Source organism: Shewanella colwelliana ATCC 39565 (assembly GCF_000518705.1).
Lineage (GTDB): Bacteria > Pseudomonadota > Gammaproteobacteria > Enterobacterales > Shewanellaceae > Shewanella > Shewanella colwelliana.
In genome coordinates this window covers 110,115-127,025 of the sequence record NZ_JAEC01000004.1, presented here as the reverse complement: position 1 = coordinate 127,025, position 16,911 = coordinate 110,115, and the positions used below count along the sequence as shown (strand labels likewise).

The following is a 16,911-nucleotide window of genomic DNA, read 5'->3' as shown; positions in this document are numbered from 1 at the left end:
CGCTGCTTTTAAAAAATTGGTTTTATGATGCCGTTTAATGTTCCGATAGCACTTACTCTTTTCAGGTTGCTTTTATTACCTGTTTTCGTTGTTCTTTTTTATACGAGCTACTCTTGGTCGCCATTTGCTGCGGCATTTGTTTTTTGGTTGGCAGCGGTCACCGATGCGCTAGATGGCTATGCAGCGCGTAAATTAAAACAATCGACTCGCTTTGGTGCTTTTTTAGATCCCGTCGCCGATAAGATAATGGTTACTACAGCCTTAGTGTTATTGGTGGCTGAATACAACCATATTTGGTTAACGTTACCTGCATTGTTTATGATTGGCCGTGAAATCGTGATATCTGCATTACGTGAGTGGATGGCTGAGATTGGCAAGCGCGGCGCAGTAGCAGTATCCTGGATTGGCAAATATAAAACGGCTGCACAGATGGTGGCAATTGTTGGGCTTATTTGGCGTCCTAATGAATTTTTGACTTATACAGCGATTGCACTCTTTTATGTTGCCGCAATACTGACTTTTTGGTCTATGGTCAGCTACATAATGGCTGCTTGGAGTGATTTAACCGACGAATCGCACAATTAAAATGCAATGCGATCACTAAGTGTTCAAACGGTTGGTTAATACAAAATATGGCGTTGACACTGAGGCGTAAATCGGTAGAATGCCATTCCGCAGTCAGGGGAAACATAGCGTTTAATATGATTGCAGTTGGATACAAAAGGCGACATTAGCTCAGTTGGTAGAGCGATACCTTGCCAAGGTATAGGTCATCGGTTCGAACCCGATATGTCGCTCCAATCTTTTAGATTGGTTAGGTTATTCAAAAGGCGCGATGGCAGAATGGCTATGCTGCGGATTGCAAATCCGTCGATCTCGGTTCGACTCCGGGTCGCGCCTCCACTTTAAGTTTTAACGCAGTAGCGATAAAACACACATTGCCCGTGTGGTGGAATCGGTAGACACAAGGGATTTAAAATCCCTCGCTGAATAAGCGTGCCAGTTCAAGTCTGGCCACGGGTACCATCTTAAGATGACAAAAAAGCCTCAACGTATGTTGAGGCTTTTTTGTTGGTTGCCACGATGAGTAATAGTAGCCTTAATGGATGTTTGTTATTAGCGCTTTGCTGGTTAACTTAACTGCCCAATCCAACTCATTTGGCGTATAATGTATATCTTTGTTAGTGACGTGGGTTCTATGGCCTTGTATAAGAGAAATGGTTTTACCCTTATCGAGTTAGTTGTCGTTATTGTTATTCTCGCCATCTTGGCGATTGTTGCTCTGCCTCGCTTTATCAACCTCGGACAAGATGCTCATGACAGTGTCGCAAAAAGTGCGTTTGGATCATTTAGTACGGCGGCCTCGCTTTATCATAGTTGTTGGTTAACGGCAGGGGCAGTCGGTGCAGTGACAGATCTCGCTTGCTTTGGTGAAGGTGATATCGACTCAACGGTTACAGGTTTCGCACTCGGTCGTGATACACAAGGATCTGGAAGTAACGGTCAACAGCTTCAAGGTGATTTTTGTAGACAACTTTGGCAAGGGTTATTAGATAATGACGACTTTAAGCTAGCCCGGCACGAGGATGCCTCTTTTGGTGGTGATACAGATATCATCTATTGGTACTCAGGTGGCCTAGTTTCCGATCCAGGTACGCGTTGCTACTTTAACTATATTGCTGATGATCGCACTAAAGGCGCCAAGAATTGGCAACTCAGTTACTACCCTTATACAGGGAAAACTATCATTAGCCGTGTAACACTTGGCTAAAATCTTAAGTTTTTGTATAAACAGAGATAGTTAACTGACTTCTAAAATACATCTTTAGTTGTCTAGGCCAGAATTGAATCTATGCACCATAATATATCTAGGAGGATTTATGGTGCGATGGATGATTTTAAGTTTGGTGTTGCTCGTCAGCTTTACGTCAACGGGTGACGAGCGGTTGGCCGCTGCAAATAAACTGCTGTTAAACCAGCTCGATTTTATTTTGCTAGCGAGCCCCAATGACGAGATGCGCCAACTAAAAATAGAGCTGGCTTCAAGCTCCCCTGAGAGTATTCAACAAGCCAGTGCTACTATTGCAGGGTTTTGGCAGAATAATGCCATTGAAACGCGATTTGACTCACAAGTTCATTTTCAAGACCCCTACACTCAAGCCCTTGCTACAGAGCCGCAGGTCGATAACTATTTACAAGTAAGTAACCGTCTGAAGTATTTACTATGGTTGGAAGAAAACCAGGCTTGGCCAGCGATTGCACCAGGAGTTTGGTTACATTTAGGCGACCAGCATATCGATATTCCAATGATCTCAAAAAGGCTCAACTTATTGGGCGATCACCCTCAAGCAGATACTGACAGTCGAACATTTACGGAATCATTGCACCAAGCCGTTCTTCGGTTTCAACGACGTCATGGATTAAAACAGGATGGTATTATTGGGCCTGCGACTGTGAGGTGGTTAAACTGGAGTCCTTTTAGGCGGGCCCAAGCGTTAGCCAGCAACTTTGTTGAGCAGCATCGCTATCTTGCCAGTGTCGAATCAACCTACTTACTCATTAATATTCCAGAGTACCAAATGGTATTGGTCGATCACGGCAACATAGCACTAAGCTCTAAAGTGATTGTTGGCAAACCCTATCGACAAACGCCATTGATAAAAGGTCAAGTGAGTAACTTAGTGCTTAATCCCAGCTGGCGCGTGCCAAGACGATTACTTAAATACGACCTGTTACCTAAAGTAAGAGAAGATGGTAGTTACATTACGGCTAGAGATTTTGAAGTGTTCGACTATTCTGGGGAGAAAGTGACTAAATCTGATGAGGAGTGGCGAGATATCGCTAAGGGGCCATTTCATTATCGGTTAGTGCAGAAACCTGGTGAGAGTAATACACTAGGAAGATACAAGTTTTTCTTTGCTAATCAATATAATATTTATCTGCATGATACGACAGATAAACATCTTTTTGCTAAAGACATTAGAGCGCTATCTTCTGGCTGTATTCGGGTTGAGAAAGTTGAACAATTAGCCAACTGGATGGCGTCTCATTTGGTAAGGGATAAGCAGACTTGGGTTGACATGCAAATTGAGCGAACCAAGACTCAGTGGTTTGCGTTCGATGAGAAACTTCCGTTACATCTAGTCTATTGGACATCATGGCTAGACAGACAAAACACGCCTCAATATCGTGACGATATATACAATAAAAATCAACGTACTAATCAGTTAAACAGCAACACAATACGCGCGCAAACCCAGGTACCTTAAGGGACTCCTGCACAATCATCACTTGATCTTGTTTGCATTTCAGTTTAGTTTGTTGGCTGTTTTGTTTAAAAAGTAGTCGGTGGTATTGATTTGACAATAGTTTGTCCTGCACGTAGGCAGTTGATGTTAGGCCTAGGTGGCGTTGCGATGTTTTCAATGGTTCCTGCAAAAGTATATGCAAGTCGTTCTACAACTGGTGTTCGTAGTTTGGGCTTTTACAATAGACATACAGGGGAACGTGGGCAAGGAAGCTATTGGGTTGATGGGGATTACCAAAATAATACCCTATCTGATTTTGATCATATTCTGCGCGATCATAGACAAAATGAAGCGGCGCCAATGGATAGGCGCTTGTTTGACCTTTTGTTTTCGCTAAAACAAACACTTAATCTTGATAAAGAGTATCATGTTATCTCTGGCTATCGATCGCCAAAGACTAACCAGATGCTTGCCAATCGTAGCAATGGCGTGGCTAAGAAGAGTTATCATATGAAAGGGATGGCAATGGATATTGCGATACCCGATGTGAACCTTAAAGATCTTCGTGATGCGGCCATTTCACTTAAACTTGGCGGTGTTGGCTATTATCCTAATTCGGGCTTTGTGCACGTGGATACTGGGCCGGTAAGAAGTTGGTAAGCCATTGTCGTGTATTATTTGTGTACTTAAGATTGATGTGCTAGTATTCGCTCGCTTTAAATGAGGTCATCATTGGTCGAAAATGATGACCACCTAAAATTATTTTTAATAAGTGAGTCTATTATGTCTTATACAATCGCCGCACAAACCCGCACTGCAGTTGGGAAAGGTTCGAGCCGCCGCCTACGTCATGCTGGTAAAGTTCCTGCTGTTATCTACGGTGCGGGCAAAGAACCAATTTCTATTGAATTCGAACACAAAAACATCATCAATATCCAAGCTAACGAAGATTTCTACAGCTCAGATATCACTATCGTTCTAGAAGGCGATAAAGAAGTTAAAGTTCGTGTTCAAGCACTACAACGTCACGCGTTCAAGCCACAAGTTGAGCACGTGGATTTCACTTTCGCTTAATAGCGAATTGAAATAGAAAAGCGCCTATATGGCGCTTTTTTTATATTCGAAAATCATGGTTTATCTTCAGATTGCTTGTCTGGACATTGGGCTATGATTTTGGTCTCACCAGTTTCGTTAACCTCCTCTAATGTCACATCAAACCCCCAAAGCCGGTGCAGATGCTTTAATACTTCATTACAGCTTTCATCCAATGGAATACGGTCATTGGGGACATGGCGTAAGGTAAGAGAGCGATCGCCTGTCACAGCAACATCTTGCACCTGAATATTGGGCTCAAGATTTGAAAGATTATATTGTTGTGATAGTGCGTGACGGATCTCTTGGTAACCTTGGTCATCATGAATCGCGGAGACAGAGAGATAGTTTTTTCTGTCGTCATCTAAAATACTAAACAACTTAAACTGGCGAATAATGGTCGGCGACAAGTATTGGCTAATAAAACTTTCATCTTTAAAGTTTTCCATGGCAAAGTGCAGCGTGTCGAGCCAATTACTACCTGCAATATCAGGAAACCAACGTTTATCCTCTTCGGTAGGGTGTTCGCAGATCCTGCGAATATCGACAAACATATTAAAACCTAAGGCGTAGGGGTTTATACCGCTATAATAGGGGCTGTTATAGCTAGGCTGTGCGACAACATTGGTGTGATTTTTAAGAAATTCGATCATAAATCGATCGCTCACTAAGCCATCATCGTAAAGGTGATTGAGAATGGTGTAGTGCCAAAATGTTGCCCAACCTTCATTCATCACCTGGGTTTGTTTTTGCGGGTAGAAGTATTGCCCCATTTTTCTGACAATACGCACGATTTCACGCTGCCAGGGTTCAAGCAAGGGGGCATGTTTCTCAATAAAATAGAGAATATTTTCTTGTGGCTCTGCGGGGAAATGGCTTACATGCTTTTCATTGGAAGCGGCTGGCGATAAAGGAATTGTGCGCCAGAGGTCATTCACTTGGCTTTGAAGATATTCTTCGCGCTCTTTTTGGCGTACTTTCTCCTCTTTTAACGAGATTTCACTGGGGCGTTTGTAGCGGTCAACTCCGTAACTCATGAGCGCATGACAAGAGTCTATGATCAGTTCCACTTGCTCGGCGCCAAAACGCTCTTCACATTCTCTGATATAATTTTTAGCAAATACCAAATAGTCAATAATTGAGGTGGCATCGGTCCAAGTTTTAAATAAGTAATTGCCTTTGAAAAAGCTATTGTGACCAAAACAGGCGTGAGCCATTACTAGTGCCTGCATTGTGATGGTGTTTTCTTCCATAAGATAGGCTATACAGGGATCTGAGTTAATGACAATTTCATAGGCCAAACCCATTTGGCCGCGTTTATAGCCTTGTTCTGTCTCGATAAATTTTTTGCCAAACGACCAATGTGTGTAACCAATGGGCATTCCTATGCCAGCGTAGGCATCCATCATCTGTTCTGCTGTGATCACTTCGATTTGATTTTGATAGCTATCAAGACGATAGTGGGCTGCAACTCGTTCAATTTCGGTCAAATAGGACTGTAAAAGGTCAAAGGTCCAATCCGGCCCATCATCTAGCACTTTGTTTTTATTCGATTCCATAGCGCCCCCTATACTGCTTGTTTCTTAAAGAGATCCCTAAATACCGGATAGATATCTTCTGCTTGTTTGATGTGCTGTACTGCAATATTGTCATGGACTTTCTGTAAGGCTTCATACTCACGCCATAGGGTTTGGTGTGCGCGGTTTGTGATCTCGATGTAGCTAAAATAGCGCACCACAGGTAACAATTTTTTTTCTAATAGTTCTCGACAAGTCGGCGAGTCATCGGCCCAGTTGTCGCCATCCGAGGCTTGGGCGGCGTAGATATTCCATTCGTTCTCAGGGTAGCGCTCTTTTTGAATCTCATGCATTAATTTTAAAGCACTGGATACAATAGTGCCTCCAGTTTCTTGGGAGTAAAAAAACTCATGTTCATCAACCTCTTTGGCTTGAGTATGATGACGGATATAGACGACATCTAAGTTTTTATAGGTACGTGTTAAGAAGAGATATAACAAGATGTAGAAACGTTTCGCCATATCTTTAGTGGCTTGGTCCATTGAACCGGAGACATCCATTAGGCAAAACATTACCGCTTGAGATGAGGGGACTTCACGCTTGGCAAAGTTGTTATAGCGCAAGTCGAAGGTATCAATAAATGGCACTCTGGCTATCTGTTTTTTGAGCTCCTCAATGCCTTGTTTGAGCGTCAAGATCTTCTCAGCTTGTGCGCCTGGAGTAGATTCAAGTGTTTCTAGTTCAGCTTGAAGCTCGGCCAACTTAGCTTTTTTAGATGATGACATTGCGATTCGCCGCGCCAACGAAGAGCGCAGAGAGCGTACGATATTGATATTTGCTGGCACGCCATCATTGGTAAATCCAGCGCGATAAGTTTGATATTCCACCAACTTATTTAAACGATTATTCTGCAAGTTAGGCAGTTCAAGATCTTCAAAAAGTAGCTCTAAGTATTCGTCTTTAGAAATTTGGAATACAAAATCATCTTGGCCTTCTCCTGAGTTTGAAGCATCACCTTGGCCACTACCTTGACCACCGCCTTGAGGAGGCCGATCGACTTTATCACCTCGAGAAAACTGGTCATTCCCGGGATGCACTCGCTCGCGCACACCACCACGACCTTGGTGAAAAGTGGGTTCGCTGATGTCTCGAGTCGGTATACCAATCTTTTCACCCTTATCGACGTCAGTGACACTACGGCGTGTTACCGCATCGCTCACCGCTTTCTTTATCTGTTGCTTATATCGATTGATGAATCGTTGTCGGTTTACCGTACTCTTTCCTTTTGCATTAAGCCTTCTATCAATAAAATTAGCCATGCGCACCTCCCAAAGACTAGTGGGGAGCATGCTCCCCAAACTCTGCCTATCACGATGATTTACGTACGCGTAAATACCACTCAGATAACAGTCTTACTTGCTTTTTGGTGTAGCCTTTCTCCATCATTCGATTAACAAAATCATCGTGTTTTCGTTGATCATCGTTAGAGGTTTTGGCGTTAAAGGAGATAACGGGCAGAAGATCTTCTGTGTTGGAGAACATCTTCTTTTCGATGACGGTACGCAGTTTTTCGTAGCTGGTCCAAAGTGGGTTGGAACCGTCGTTATTGGCCCGTGCACGCAGGACGAAATTAACGATTTCATTACGAAAATCTTTCGGGTTACTGATCCCTGCTGGCTTCTCTATTTTCTCCAACTCGGCGTTTAGTGCTGAGCGGTCAAATAATTGGCCAGTTTCAGGGTCGCGATACTCCTGATCTTGAATCCAAAAATCAGCGTAGGTGACATAACGGTCAAAGATATTTTGCCCATATTCAGAGTAGGACTCTAAGTAAGCGGTTTGAATCTCTTTTCCGATAAACTCGATATATTTGGGCGTTAAATAACCTTTTAAAAACTCTAAATAACGTTCAGCCATTTCACTTGGGAATTGTTCTTGCTCTATTTGACGTTCAAGCACATAGAACAAGTGGACTGGGTTAGCGGCAATTTCACTGTGGTCAAAGTTAAAAACTTTGGATAAGATTTTAAAGGCAAAGCGGGTAGACAATCCCTGCATCCCTTCGTCTACGCCAGCATAATCGCGATACTCTTGATAGGATTTTGCCTTTGGATCTGTGTCTTTAAGGCTTTCACCGTCATAAACTCGCATCTTAGAATAAATAGAAGAGTTATCAGGTGTTTTTATCCGTGATAGAACACTAAATTGGGCAAGGGTTTCTAAGGTATATGGTGCGCATGGCGCTTGAGATAATTCAGAATTAAACAGGAGTTTTTCATAGATCTGTATCTCCTCTGAGACGCGAAGACAATAGGGCACTTTGACTATATATACCCGATCTAAGAAGGCTTCGTTAGTTTTATTGTTTCTAAAAGTAGTCCATTCTGATTCGTTAGAGTGAGCCAAAATGATGTCGCTAAAGGGCAGTGCAGAAAGGCCTTCTGTACCATTGTAGTTGCCCTCTTGTGTAGCTGTGAGTAACGGGTGTAATACCTTAATCGGGGCCTTAAACATCTCCACAAATTCCATTAAACCTTGGTTTGCACGGCACAGTGCACCAGAGTATGAATATGCGTCGGCATCATGTTGGGCAAAGTGTTCGAGTTGGCGAATATCGACTTTACCGACAAGAGATGAAATATCCTGATTGTTCTCATCACCTGGTTCTGTTTTGGCAATACCCACTTGATCTAAAATTGTAGGGTAGACTTTAACGACTTTAAATTGGGTAATGTCACCACCGAATTCATGTAAGCGTTTAACAGCCCATGGCGACATGATAGTTTTTAGATAACGCTCTGGTATCTGATACTCATTTTTGAGAATCTCACCATCCTCTTCAGGATTGAATAAGCAAAAAGGGTGATCGTTTACCGGACTACGTACCCCATTGGCACTTAACACATAAATAGGGACATGCTGCATTAAGGCTTTGAGTTTTTCAGCAAGAGAAGATTTACCTCCGCCGACAGGCCCAAGCAAATATAGGATCTGTTTGGATTCTTCTAAGCCCTGAGCCGAGTGTTTAAGGTATGCGACTATCTGTTCAATCGCTTCTTCCATTCCATAAAAGTCTTTGAATGCCGGATAGCGTGAGATAAGTCTGTTAGAAAAGATGCGACTTAGTATTGGATCTTTGGACGTATCGATGACTTCTGGATCACCGATTGCGATTAATAAACGCTCTGCAGCCGATGCATACGCGATGCGATCCTCTTTACATATGGCAAGAAAGTCTTGCAATGAATACTCTTCGTCTAATTTCTTTTCATAGCGTTGTTGATAATGCTCAAATATGCCCATTTTCCACCCCCTGAAAAGCCAACAATTAGTGCTAAGGAGCAACTGATAATCAGTTACCTACCTCTAATAATAGACGGGAAATGTGAGCTGAGTATGAAAAATCATAATAAAAACAATAACAAAACGTTGCAAATGCAACTATTGCAACTGCAGGCGGGTGACAAATGTTGGATCTATTAGTCGGTGAGAAATAAAAAAGGGAGCCGATAAGGCTCCCTTTTTAATGCGAAATTTAAGATTAACCAGCAAAGTTGCTGTTAACAAATTCCCAGTTAACGAGTTCCCAGAAATGTGCTAAATAGTCAGGACGAACGTTACGGTAATCGATGTAGTACGCGTGCTCCCACACGTCAACTGTCATCAGTGGCGTAACGCCTGCATCTGTTAGCGGTGTAGCGGCATTGCTGGTATTAACGATAGCAACGCTACCGTCTGCGTTCTTAACTAACCAAGTCCATGCGCTACCAAAGTTGTTCACTGCAGCGTCGGTGAACTGAGCTTTAAACGCATCAAAAGAACCGAAAGCGGCGTCGATAGCAGCTGCGATTTCACCTGTTGCAGCACCGCCACCGTTTGGTGATAGGCAGTTCCAGTAAAATGTGTGGTTCCAAATTTGTGCTGCATTGTTGAAAATACCGCCAGTAGAGGTCTTAATGATCTCTTCTAGGCTCTTCTCTGCAAGTTCAGTACCTTCAACTAGACCGTTTAACTTCACGACGTAGGTGTTGTGATGTTTACCATAATGGTACTCAATGGTTTCTTGGGAAATATGGGGCTCGAGCGCGTTTTGTGCATAAGGAAGTGCTGGTAATTCAAAAGCCATGTGTATTCTCCATTGACATTCATTTGTCTTTTATATGTTTGCTCACTGCGCCACATTCTACCTGATAAAATTGTGATGTGAATCATTGTTTGGTGGATTTTTTCGATTAATGCAATCGATACAGTAAACAGATAAATAACCCTGAAAAAAGTAGGTTTTCGTTCTGTTCCAACCTGACGTACAATAGGCGAAACTGTTTAAGACGTTTAGCTGTTATATTTAGGAATAAACATGGACACAAATGAAACTGTAGAAAAGATCAAACAACAAATTGCTGAAAACCCAATCATTGTTTATATGAAGGGATCACCTAAGTTACCGAGCTGTGGTTTTTCTTCTCAAGTTGCACAGATCATGATCAATTGTGGTGCGCAATTCGCATTTGTTGATATTTTACAGCACCCAGATATTCGCTCAGAGCTTCCTAAGTATGCAAACTGGCCAACCTTCCCACAGTTATGGGTTGAAGGTGAATTGGTTGGTGGTTGTGATATTTTGACTGAAATGTACCAAAAAGGTGAGTTACAAACGCTTATCTCTGAAACTGCAGCAAAGTATCCTGCGGCCGAAGATCAAGCATAATCGCTGCCTAAAAGTCGATTTTTTACCAAAAAAAGCCCTTCAATAGAAGGGCTTTTTTGTTCATTTATACTAATTTATATCAGTTTGGATTCCCTGATTCTGTTGCCGGTTTTGGTAACGGAAGCAGTAGATTCATGGTAATTGCAACGATACCGCATAAGCTGATACCAGTCAGACTAAAGGACCCGATACCAAAAGCCATCCCACCTATACCAAATACAAGCGTGACGCCAACAATACAGAGATTTCTAGGTTCGCTTAAATCGACTTGATTCTTGATTAACGAATTTAAACCTACCGCGGCAATAGAACCAAATAAGAGGCACATAATCCCTCCCATCACTGGCACGGGGATAGTCTGCATTAAGGCGCCGAGTTTACCGACAAAAGCTAGGGTAATAGCGGTGATAGCGGTCCAAGTCATAATACGTGGATCAAAACTCTTTGTTAATGTTACAGCGCCCGTGACTTCGCTATAGGTGGTATTTGGTGGCCCACCTAGCGCGGAGGCAGCAATGGTTGCGACACCGTCACCGCATAAGGTGCGATGTAGGCCTGGTTTCTTCATATAATCCTTACCCGTGACATTTGATATCGCCAAGATGTCGCCAATATGCTCAACGGCGGGCGCTATTGCCACTGGGATCATAAAGGCAATAGCATGCCAATTGAATTCTGGGGCGACAAAATTGGGGATAGCAAACCAGCTGGCGTTGACAACAGGGGAGAAGTCGACAATGCCAAACGATAGGCTGAGGCCATAGCCAACAATAATTCCGGCAAGAATTGGCATAAGCTTAGCGATGCCTTTAGCAAAAATAGCCACCGCGATAGTGGTCAATAATGAAGCGAGTGAGATAATTAACGCTTGATTAGCGCCTACTAAAGTTAAGCTGCCGTCACCACTTTTGCCCAATGCCATATTGACGGCAACGGGCGCTAGCCCAAGGCCGATGACTATAATCACAGGGCCAACCACAACTGGTGGAAGCAGACGTTTAATAAAGCCGTCGCCACGAACCTTCACCAAACTGGCTAGGATGATGTACACACAACCGGCCGCCATCAGTCCGCCCATGGTTGAAGGGATCCCCCAGGTCTGGACGCCATAAAGGATGGGAGCAATAAATGCGAATGATGAGGCTAGAAAAATGGGTATTTGACGTTTGGTGACTAACTGGAAGAGTAGGGTACCGAAACCAGCGGTAAACAGTGCTACATTGGTATCTAATCCCGTTAGTAAGGGCATAAGTACTAATGCACCGAAGGCGACAAACAGCATTTGTGCGCCCTGTAGGGGTATAGCTAAACGATTCATTATTATTCTCTTTTTTAAGGTAAACCGCTAAATGTTACCTGCTTGTTGTTACATTTGCATCTGTGTCGATCACATTTACTTAAAGACGCTCGCGTGCGAGCCAAAAAACACCATGCTTCTCACATCGGGGGAAGGCATGTTTTTACAGAGTATGTTACACTTGCGCCATTCTTTGCGGTTATAGATTTTATACGGATGTTCAGGACGACTTTTTTAGTTTCATTGCTGTTAAGTGCTGCAGCATTATCGGTGACAACCAGCGCTATGGCTGCGGAAGTGTCTCAATTAGATGAAAGTTTCGTCAAGGTCGAAGACCGGGCGGTTAAGACCAGAAATGAGGCGTTAAAACAGGCTTTGCAAAATGTGATCTTGAAGAATTCTGGCAGCCAAAGCGCGTTAATGGCACCGAGTATTGCATCGAGTATCAACAAGCCTACCTCTCTTATTCGTCAGTACGGCTATAAAGAGATTGATGGCGAACAGTATCTTCATGCCTCTTTTGACCATCAAAAAATTATTCGCTTACTTCGTGATGCACAATTGCCTGTCTGGGGCCAGCAGCGTCCGCTTACCCTAATTTGGCTCAGCCTCGATGCTGATGGTAGTCGTAAGATTTTGAATGACTCATCGACCGATGAAAGCCGTCAAACGATTACAGCTACGGCCAACCAAAGAGGATTACCCGTGTTGTTGCCGCTGATGGATCTCGATGATTCTATGGTTATCGCTGCAAATGATGTACGTGGTATGTTTAATGATGTGGTTGCATCCGCATCGCAGCGTTATAACACCGACTACTTTGTTATGGCATCCATTGAACCCAGCGCCGATGGATTATTGAACTACAATATGGCGTTGTACCCCAGCGTATCAGACGAACCGTTATTCGCGCCTTTAATCCAAGATGAAGGTAAAGTTGCTGATGCTGATAGCGCGATGGGGGCAATACTGTTGGCATTGAGTGAATATTATGTGGGCCAATATGCCGTCGCGGATAGTGGTGAGGCATTACAGACTCAAATTACTTTTATCGACATTACAGATCGTAAACAACTTGTGGATATCGAAAAGTATTTGCAGCAGTTAAGTGCGGTAAAGAGAGTCTCTTTGACGACATTACGGGGTGTGACGGCAAAGTTTTCACTGGATCTGTTTGGTTCAGAGGACGATCTTCAACGGTTGATCAACCTTGAATCAAAGATCAGGCAACAGGTTGTTCAACGCCCTATAGCGAATGAAAGTTTAGATCCGTTACCAGTGTCACAGACTCAATCTACCAACTATATTTGGTTAGGAAATTGATGATAAGGTGCTGCACCTATTTGTCGGCAATTGCCGTTTCTATTTTATGAGTGAATTTGAGACATAATTAGTGGTATCTAACTCACCCTTACAATTGTCATTACCTGTCTATCTGCCCGATGATGAAACCTTCAACAGTTATTATCCGGCAGCAGGTAATGATGAGCTTATTCAAAGCTTACAAGGCTGTGCCGATGGTAGCGCCAATAACGCTGTTTATGTTTGGGGCCCGGTAAAGTCTGGTCGTACACATTTAATGCACGCGACTTGCGCCCATGCTAACGAACTTAATCGTAACAGCTTCTATCTACCCCTTGGTATTCATGCGAGCATCTCGACCGATCTTCTAGAAGGTTTAGAGCTAGTTGACTTAGTTTGCATCGACGATATTGATGCAATTGCTGGACATCCATTATGGGAAGAAGCACTGTTTGACCTTTACAATCGAGTCGCTGAACAGGAAAACTGCGCATTAGTGGTAAGCGCTAGTGCTTCTGCGGTCGATAGCGGCTTTGTTCTGCCGGATCTTATTTCAAGAATGCAGTGGGGCTTGACCTATCAGCTGCAACCTATGGCAGATGATGAAAAGTTGGTTGCGTTACAGCGACGGGCGGCAATGCGGGGGCTCCAGCTGCCTGAAGATGTTGGCAGGTTTTTGCTCAATCGATTGGCACGCGATCTTCGAACACTATTTGACGTACTTGACCGACTTGATAAAGCCTCGTTAGTCCATCAACGTAAATTGACGATTCCTTTTGTCAAAGAGATGCTAAGACTATAAAAAAGCGCTGATTAATCAGCGCTTTTTTTAGTCTATTCACTTATGGCGGTCGCCGCTCAATTGTAGCGGCGGTTCAGCTAACAGTAACGTCGATGGACTCGACTGTTTTGCTTTGACTTGACTCACGGTTTGCTGGGCTGTCAGCGATAGGTTTTGTTGCCAAGTTTCACCGGCTCGCATCGCTATAGGAGCGGGTAAGTTGGCGACCCATTGCTGGGCGTTCAACTCTGGCAATATACGATCAATGACGAGTACCGCGCGGTCGGCCAATTCTACTTGGCCAATACGACCACGTTGCCCCCAGTCGACAACAATGCTGCTGGCGGTTGCATTATCAGGATAATCTGTCACACCAACATCTCGCTGAATTTGGTAGCGATGACTCATCATTGCTTCTTCAAATAGCATTGCGGCATCTTCGCGTGTTGTTGAATAGGCATAGAAGTCACTGGCTCTATCATTAGAAAAGAACTGGCTAATATCACTGGGTTGGTAACTTTTTTGTGTCTCAGACGCACTTTCACCTCTAAACCTGACATCGGCAAGACTAAACATCTCTTGGCTGACTAATGGGTAGGCGCCTTCTAGTTGATCTGATACTAATAACTTGCTATCGCTGCGACGCAAGTAGTCGTCGTACAGTCTTGGTCCTTGAAGGAGCGCATGACTACTACGCGGAAAGAAATCATTAGCATGGGCCAACTCATGTAGTAGCAATGACGCAAAGTCTGGTGCAGCTGCTTGCCAATTGCGGTCAACACGTTGTTCTCTTGATACAAGATAAGAGGTGTATTGGTTATCTTTGACATAGCGCCAGGGCATTAAAAAATTGAGGTCACTGCCAAAACCACTACGATAATCGGGCGCTTCATTGATGGTATCTCGCTCAAATTTAGTTAGCCATAAATCATTGGGGTCGAGGTAGATAGCACCGGTGGCAACCCAGTAAAAAGAGGGGCGGATATCATAGCTAATGACCACAGCGGTAACGGATTGAAGCAATCGTGCAAAATCGCTGTTTGGATCAAGGCTTGTGAGAAATTCGGCAAAGTTGTCTCCCATCCATTGATGGGACACCAGAACTCTATCCAAGATTAATTGATTATCCAAGTTTTGGTTTAATTGTCCAATGAGAGGCAGTTGGTTGATGTTACACAGACTGGTTAACTGGTTTGAGTAAACACAGCGCTGTAATGTTTGTGCGTAAGGAGAGTCGCTGTTATAGGCGAACGTTCGTGCGACGGGTTCTTCGAAAAAGGTTGAGGTAATGGGTGCCTCTTTAGTGATAAGCAAATGCACATCGTCTGACACACTTTGACCATCAACTTGGGCTGTTGCACGAATAATGCTGACAGTATCTGCCGGTACGTTAGGCGCCGTAAACAGTGCTCGTTCGTTATTCGACAGATCCAAACTGATATTAGGACCCGCAGCGACACACCAACTTAATGCTGATGGCACTTCACCATTGATGCGATCGATACGTACGCTGACATTATTGCCCTGAACCACTTGATGGTCGTTACGCAGACGTAACACCGGAGTCTCGTCGGTCACAGTGATCGGGATACTCTCGCTATAGGTCTGACCGGTAGATGTTACCGTGAGTTCAAACTGGTATTCTCCACTACTGCTGGCTTCAAATGAAAATATGGGAGAGCGTTGACTGGTTAATTCAAGAACTGGTCCTGCCGTCTGTTGCCAAAAATATTGATGTTGACGACTGTCTTGGTTACCTATTTTTCCGATAAGTGTACTCGGCTGACCAACTTGGTAACTAGGTTCGGTCAAAAAGATTAACCCTGAATCTGTGGTGTTAACATTAAGCGTTGATGAAACATTACAGCGGCCGAGATCGGGGAGGGGACTTCTGGGTTACCACTATTATCAGAGCTACTACCACCACATGCGGTAAGTGTTAATGCCGAAAAGAGGATTAAATACAGGGGTTTACTCATTGACACTGTCTCCGCTGTCTTTATGTTCTTGTTAAGATTCGAGTAATCTTTACTAAAATATAACATGTGAACTAGATCACAGGTAGTCAGGCAGAGATAAATCGGTGTAAAGGGTGGCGTTGATGTAGGGCACAACAGCGCTATGAAACGATAAAAAAAGCGCCAATTGGCGCTTTTTTAATGGCCTATTTTTTGCGTTTCTTGAGTCCGAGACCTAACTCACGTCCGCGGATCCGCGCATAGAAAGGTAAGCCTATCAGCAACACACTCAGCAAGGCGACTTCGACAATGGCGAAAATCAGCGCAGTGTCTGTGACGTACAGCAGAGTTAGTCCATGCAGCATATAGAGACAAACAATAAAGCTTGCCCACGCATAGGTATAAGGATTACCAGTTAAAATACCTTTAAGCGGTGCTAGTAGCGGTAAAATCCACAGCAGGCTAAACACCATCGAATATTCACCGGTCAAACCTTGATTACCAAACCAAGCTATCATGAGGAACAGTAATGCGACATAGGTAGCACGGCATAATTTAAACAGAGAAGTTGAGCTCATAAAAACGCTTAGCCTTATAAAATTGCGAGAACGCTTTCAGGAGGACGGCCAATAGCTGCTTTTCCGTTAGCGAGTACAATTGGTCGCTCAATCAGTTTTGGGGTGTCGACCATAGCTTGCAATAACTGCTCGTCGTCTTGAATATCGGCTAAGCCTTGTGCCTTGTACTCATCTTCTTTAGTGCGCATCAATGCACGAGGTGAAATGGCCAATTTTTCGATGATGGTGCGTAATTCCAACTTAGTGAGTGGTGTTTTTAAGTATTCGATGATCTGAATATCACAGGCGTTTTCTTCAAGTAACGCCAAAGTTTGGCGGCTTTTTGAACAGCGTGGGTTATGAATAATGCTTACTTGAGTCATAGGATGTCTGCTTGTTGTTAAAAAGTGCCGACATGATACTTCAAAAGGTGAGCGTAGTCACAAAGAGT

Annotated in this window: 17 protein-coding genes and 3 tRNA genes; 11 read left to right on the top strand and 9 right to left on the bottom strand. The window is 43.6% G+C overall.

The features are described 5' to 3' along the window. The first annotated feature begins 27 nt into the window (after positions 1–27). The 8 genes from pgsA to rplY all read left to right on the top strand — a co-directional run bounded on the left by pgsA (position 28) and on the right by rplY (position 4,322). Positions 28–585, top strand: coding sequence for a CDP-diacylglycerol--glycerol-3-phosphate 3-phosphatidyltransferase (gene pgsA / locus L876_RS0100570; RefSeq protein WP_028761989.1), 558 nt, complete (start codon positions 28–30; stop codon positions 583–585). 139 nt (positions 586–724) lie between these two features. After that, a tRNA-Gly gene (locus tag L876_RS0100565) sits at positions 725–800 on the top strand. A 29-nt stretch (positions 801–829) separates the two neighbouring features. Further along, positions 830–903: transfer RNA gene (locus tag L876_RS0100560), tRNA-Cys, on the top strand. Positions 904–940: 37 nt separating this feature from the next. Beyond that, positions 941–1,026, top strand: a tRNA-Leu gene (locus tag L876_RS0100555). A gap of 142 nt (positions 1,027–1,168) precedes the next feature. Then, positions 1,169–1,771, top strand: a complete 603-nt coding sequence (locus L876_RS0100550) for a type II secretion system protein (RefSeq protein ID WP_282705580.1) — start codon at positions 1,169–1,171, stop codon at positions 1,769–1,771. A gap of 109 nt (positions 1,772–1,880) precedes the next feature. Continuing rightward, positions 1,881–3,269, top strand: a complete 1,389-nt coding sequence (locus L876_RS0100545; protein ID WP_028761987.1) for a L,D-transpeptidase family protein — start codon at positions 1,881–1,883, stop codon at positions 3,267–3,269. Between the two features lie 90 nt (positions 3,270–3,359). Then, entirely contained in the window at positions 3,360–3,908 is a 549-nt protein-coding gene (mepK, locus tag L876_RS0100540) for a peptidoglycan L,D-endopeptidase MepK (protein ID WP_028761986.1), read from the top strand. A gap of 123 nt (positions 3,909–4,031) precedes the next feature. After that, entirely contained in the window at positions 4,032–4,322 is a 291-nt protein-coding gene (rplY, locus tag L876_RS0100535; RefSeq protein ID WP_028761985.1) for a 50S ribosomal protein L25, read from the top strand. A gap of 53 nt (positions 4,323–4,375) precedes the next feature. On the opposite strand, the gene L876_RS0100530 is transcribed toward rplY, so the two are convergent. The 4 genes from L876_RS0100530 to sodB all read right to left on the bottom strand — a co-directional run bounded on the left by L876_RS0100530 (position 4,376) and on the right by sodB (position 9,983). Further along, positions 4,376–5,899, bottom strand: a complete 1,524-nt coding sequence (locus L876_RS0100530; protein WP_028761984.1) for a SpoVR family protein — start codon at positions 5,897–5,899, stop codon at positions 4,376–4,378. 8 nt (positions 5,900–5,907) lie between these two features. Next, positions 5,908–7,176, bottom strand: a complete 1,269-nt coding sequence (locus tag L876_RS0100525) for a YeaH/YhbH family protein (protein ID WP_028761983.1) — start codon at positions 7,174–7,176, stop codon at positions 5,908–5,910. 49 nt (positions 7,177–7,225) lie between these two features. Beyond that, the gene (locus L876_RS0100520) at positions 7,226–9,160 is read right to left on the bottom strand and encodes a PrkA family serine protein kinase (protein ID WP_028761982.1); all 1,935 of its coding nucleotides are present in this window, start codon (positions 9,158–9,160) and stop codon (positions 7,226–7,228) included. Positions 9,161–9,398: 238 nt separating this feature from the next. After that, entirely contained in the window at positions 9,399–9,983 is a 585-nt protein-coding gene (gene sodB / locus L876_RS0100510; RefSeq protein ID WP_028761980.1) for a superoxide dismutase [Fe], read from the bottom strand. A gap of 231 nt (positions 9,984–10,214) precedes the next feature. Between sodB and grxD the strand changes: the two genes are divergently transcribed. Further along, positions 10,215–10,565, top strand: a complete 351-nt coding sequence (gene grxD / locus L876_RS0100505) for a Grx4 family monothiol glutaredoxin (RefSeq protein WP_028761979.1) — start codon at positions 10,215–10,217, stop codon at positions 10,563–10,565. Between the two features lie 79 nt (positions 10,566–10,644). Here grxD and L876_RS0100500 read toward each other — a convergent pair whose 3' ends face one another. After that, positions 10,645–11,883, bottom strand: a complete 1,239-nt coding sequence (locus L876_RS0100500; RefSeq protein ID WP_028761978.1) for a uracil-xanthine permease family protein — start codon at positions 11,881–11,883, stop codon at positions 10,645–10,647. Positions 11,884–12,078: 195 nt separating this feature from the next. Between L876_RS0100500 and L876_RS0100495 the strand changes: the two genes are divergently transcribed. Both L876_RS0100495 and hda read left to right on the top strand, forming a co-directional pair. Then, positions 12,079–13,185, top strand: a complete 1,107-nt coding sequence (locus tag L876_RS0100495; protein ID WP_028761977.1) for a DUF2066 domain-containing protein — start codon at positions 12,079–12,081, stop codon at positions 13,183–13,185. A gap of 70 nt (positions 13,186–13,255) precedes the next feature. Then, positions 13,256–13,966, top strand: a complete 711-nt coding sequence (gene hda, locus L876_RS0100490; RefSeq protein ID WP_028761976.1) for a DnaA inactivator Hda — start codon at positions 13,256–13,258, stop codon at positions 13,964–13,966. Between the two features lie 36 nt (positions 13,967–14,002). Here hda and L876_RS20825 read toward each other — a convergent pair whose 3' ends face one another. The 4 genes from L876_RS20825 to arsC all read right to left on the bottom strand — a co-directional run bounded on the left by L876_RS20825 (position 14,003) and on the right by arsC (position 16,843). After that, entirely contained in the window at positions 14,003–15,757 is a 1,755-nt protein-coding gene (locus L876_RS20825) for a PKD domain-containing protein (RefSeq protein ID WP_345939956.1), read from the bottom strand. Between the two features lie 5 nt (positions 15,758–15,762). Next, on the bottom strand, positions 15,763–15,924 hold the full coding sequence (locus L876_RS23225; RefSeq protein WP_345939955.1) for a hypothetical protein: 162 nt from the start codon (positions 15,922–15,924) through the stop codon (positions 15,763–15,765). Positions 15,925–16,109: 185 nt separating this feature from the next. Then, a complete protein-coding gene (locus tag L876_RS0100480; protein ID WP_028761975.1) occupies positions 16,110–16,481 on the bottom strand; it encodes a DUF2069 domain-containing protein in 372 nt (123 codons plus the stop codon). 14 nt (positions 16,482–16,495) lie between these two features. Next, a complete protein-coding gene (arsC, locus tag L876_RS0100475; RefSeq protein ID WP_028761974.1) occupies positions 16,496–16,843 on the bottom strand; it encodes an arsenate reductase (glutaredoxin) in 348 nt (115 codons plus the stop codon). Positions 16,844–16,911: the final 68 nt, after the last annotated feature.

Excerpts from the sequence above, each read along its gene's own strand:
- pgsA (WP_028761989.1), top strand. The coding sequence starts at position 28 with ATGCCGTTTAATGTTCCGATAGCACTTACTCTTTTCAGGTTGCTTTTA.
- L876_RS0100550 (WP_282705580.1), top strand. The coding sequence starts at position 1,169 with ATGTATATCTTTGTTAGTGACGTGGGTTCTATGGCCTTGTATAAGAGA.
- L876_RS0100545 (WP_028761987.1), top strand. The coding sequence starts at position 1,881 with ATGGTGCGATGGATGATTTTAAGTTTGGTGTTGCTCGTCAGCTTTACG.
- rplY (WP_028761985.1), top strand. The coding sequence starts at position 4,032 with ATGTCTTATACAATCGCCGCACAAACCCGCACTGCAGTTGGGAAAGGT.
- L876_RS0100530 (WP_028761984.1), bottom strand. The coding sequence starts at position 5,899 with ATGGAATCGAATAAAAACAAAGTGCTAGATGATGGGCCGGATTGGACC.
- L876_RS0100525 (WP_028761983.1), bottom strand. The coding sequence starts at position 7,176 with ATGGCTAATTTTATTGATAGAAGGCTTAATGCAAAAGGAAAGAGTACG.
- L876_RS0100520 (WP_028761982.1), bottom strand. The coding sequence starts at position 9,160 with ATGGGCATATTTGAGCATTATCAACAACGCTATGAAAAGAAATTAGAC.
- sodB (WP_028761980.1), bottom strand. The coding sequence starts at position 9,983 with ATGGCTTTTGAATTACCAGCACTTCCTTATGCACAAAACGCGCTCGAG.
- grxD (WP_028761979.1), top strand. The coding sequence starts at position 10,215 with ATGGACACAAATGAAACTGTAGAAAAGATCAAACAACAAATTGCTGAA.
- L876_RS0100500 (WP_028761978.1), bottom strand. The coding sequence starts at position 11,883 with ATGAATCGTTTAGCTATACCCCTACAGGGCGCACAAATGCTGTTTGTC.
- L876_RS0100495 (WP_028761977.1), top strand. The coding sequence starts at position 12,079 with ATGTTCAGGACGACTTTTTTAGTTTCATTGCTGTTAAGTGCTGCAGCA.
- L876_RS23225 (WP_345939955.1), bottom strand. The coding sequence starts at position 15,924 with ATGAGTAAACCCCTGTATTTAATCCTCTTTTCGGCATTAACACTTACC.
- L876_RS0100480 (WP_028761975.1), bottom strand. The coding sequence starts at position 16,481 with ATGAGCTCAACTTCTCTGTTTAAATTATGCCGTGCTACCTATGTCGCA.
- arsC (WP_028761974.1), bottom strand. The coding sequence starts at position 16,843 with ATGACTCAAGTAAGCATTATTCATAACCCACGCTGTTCAAAAAGCCGC.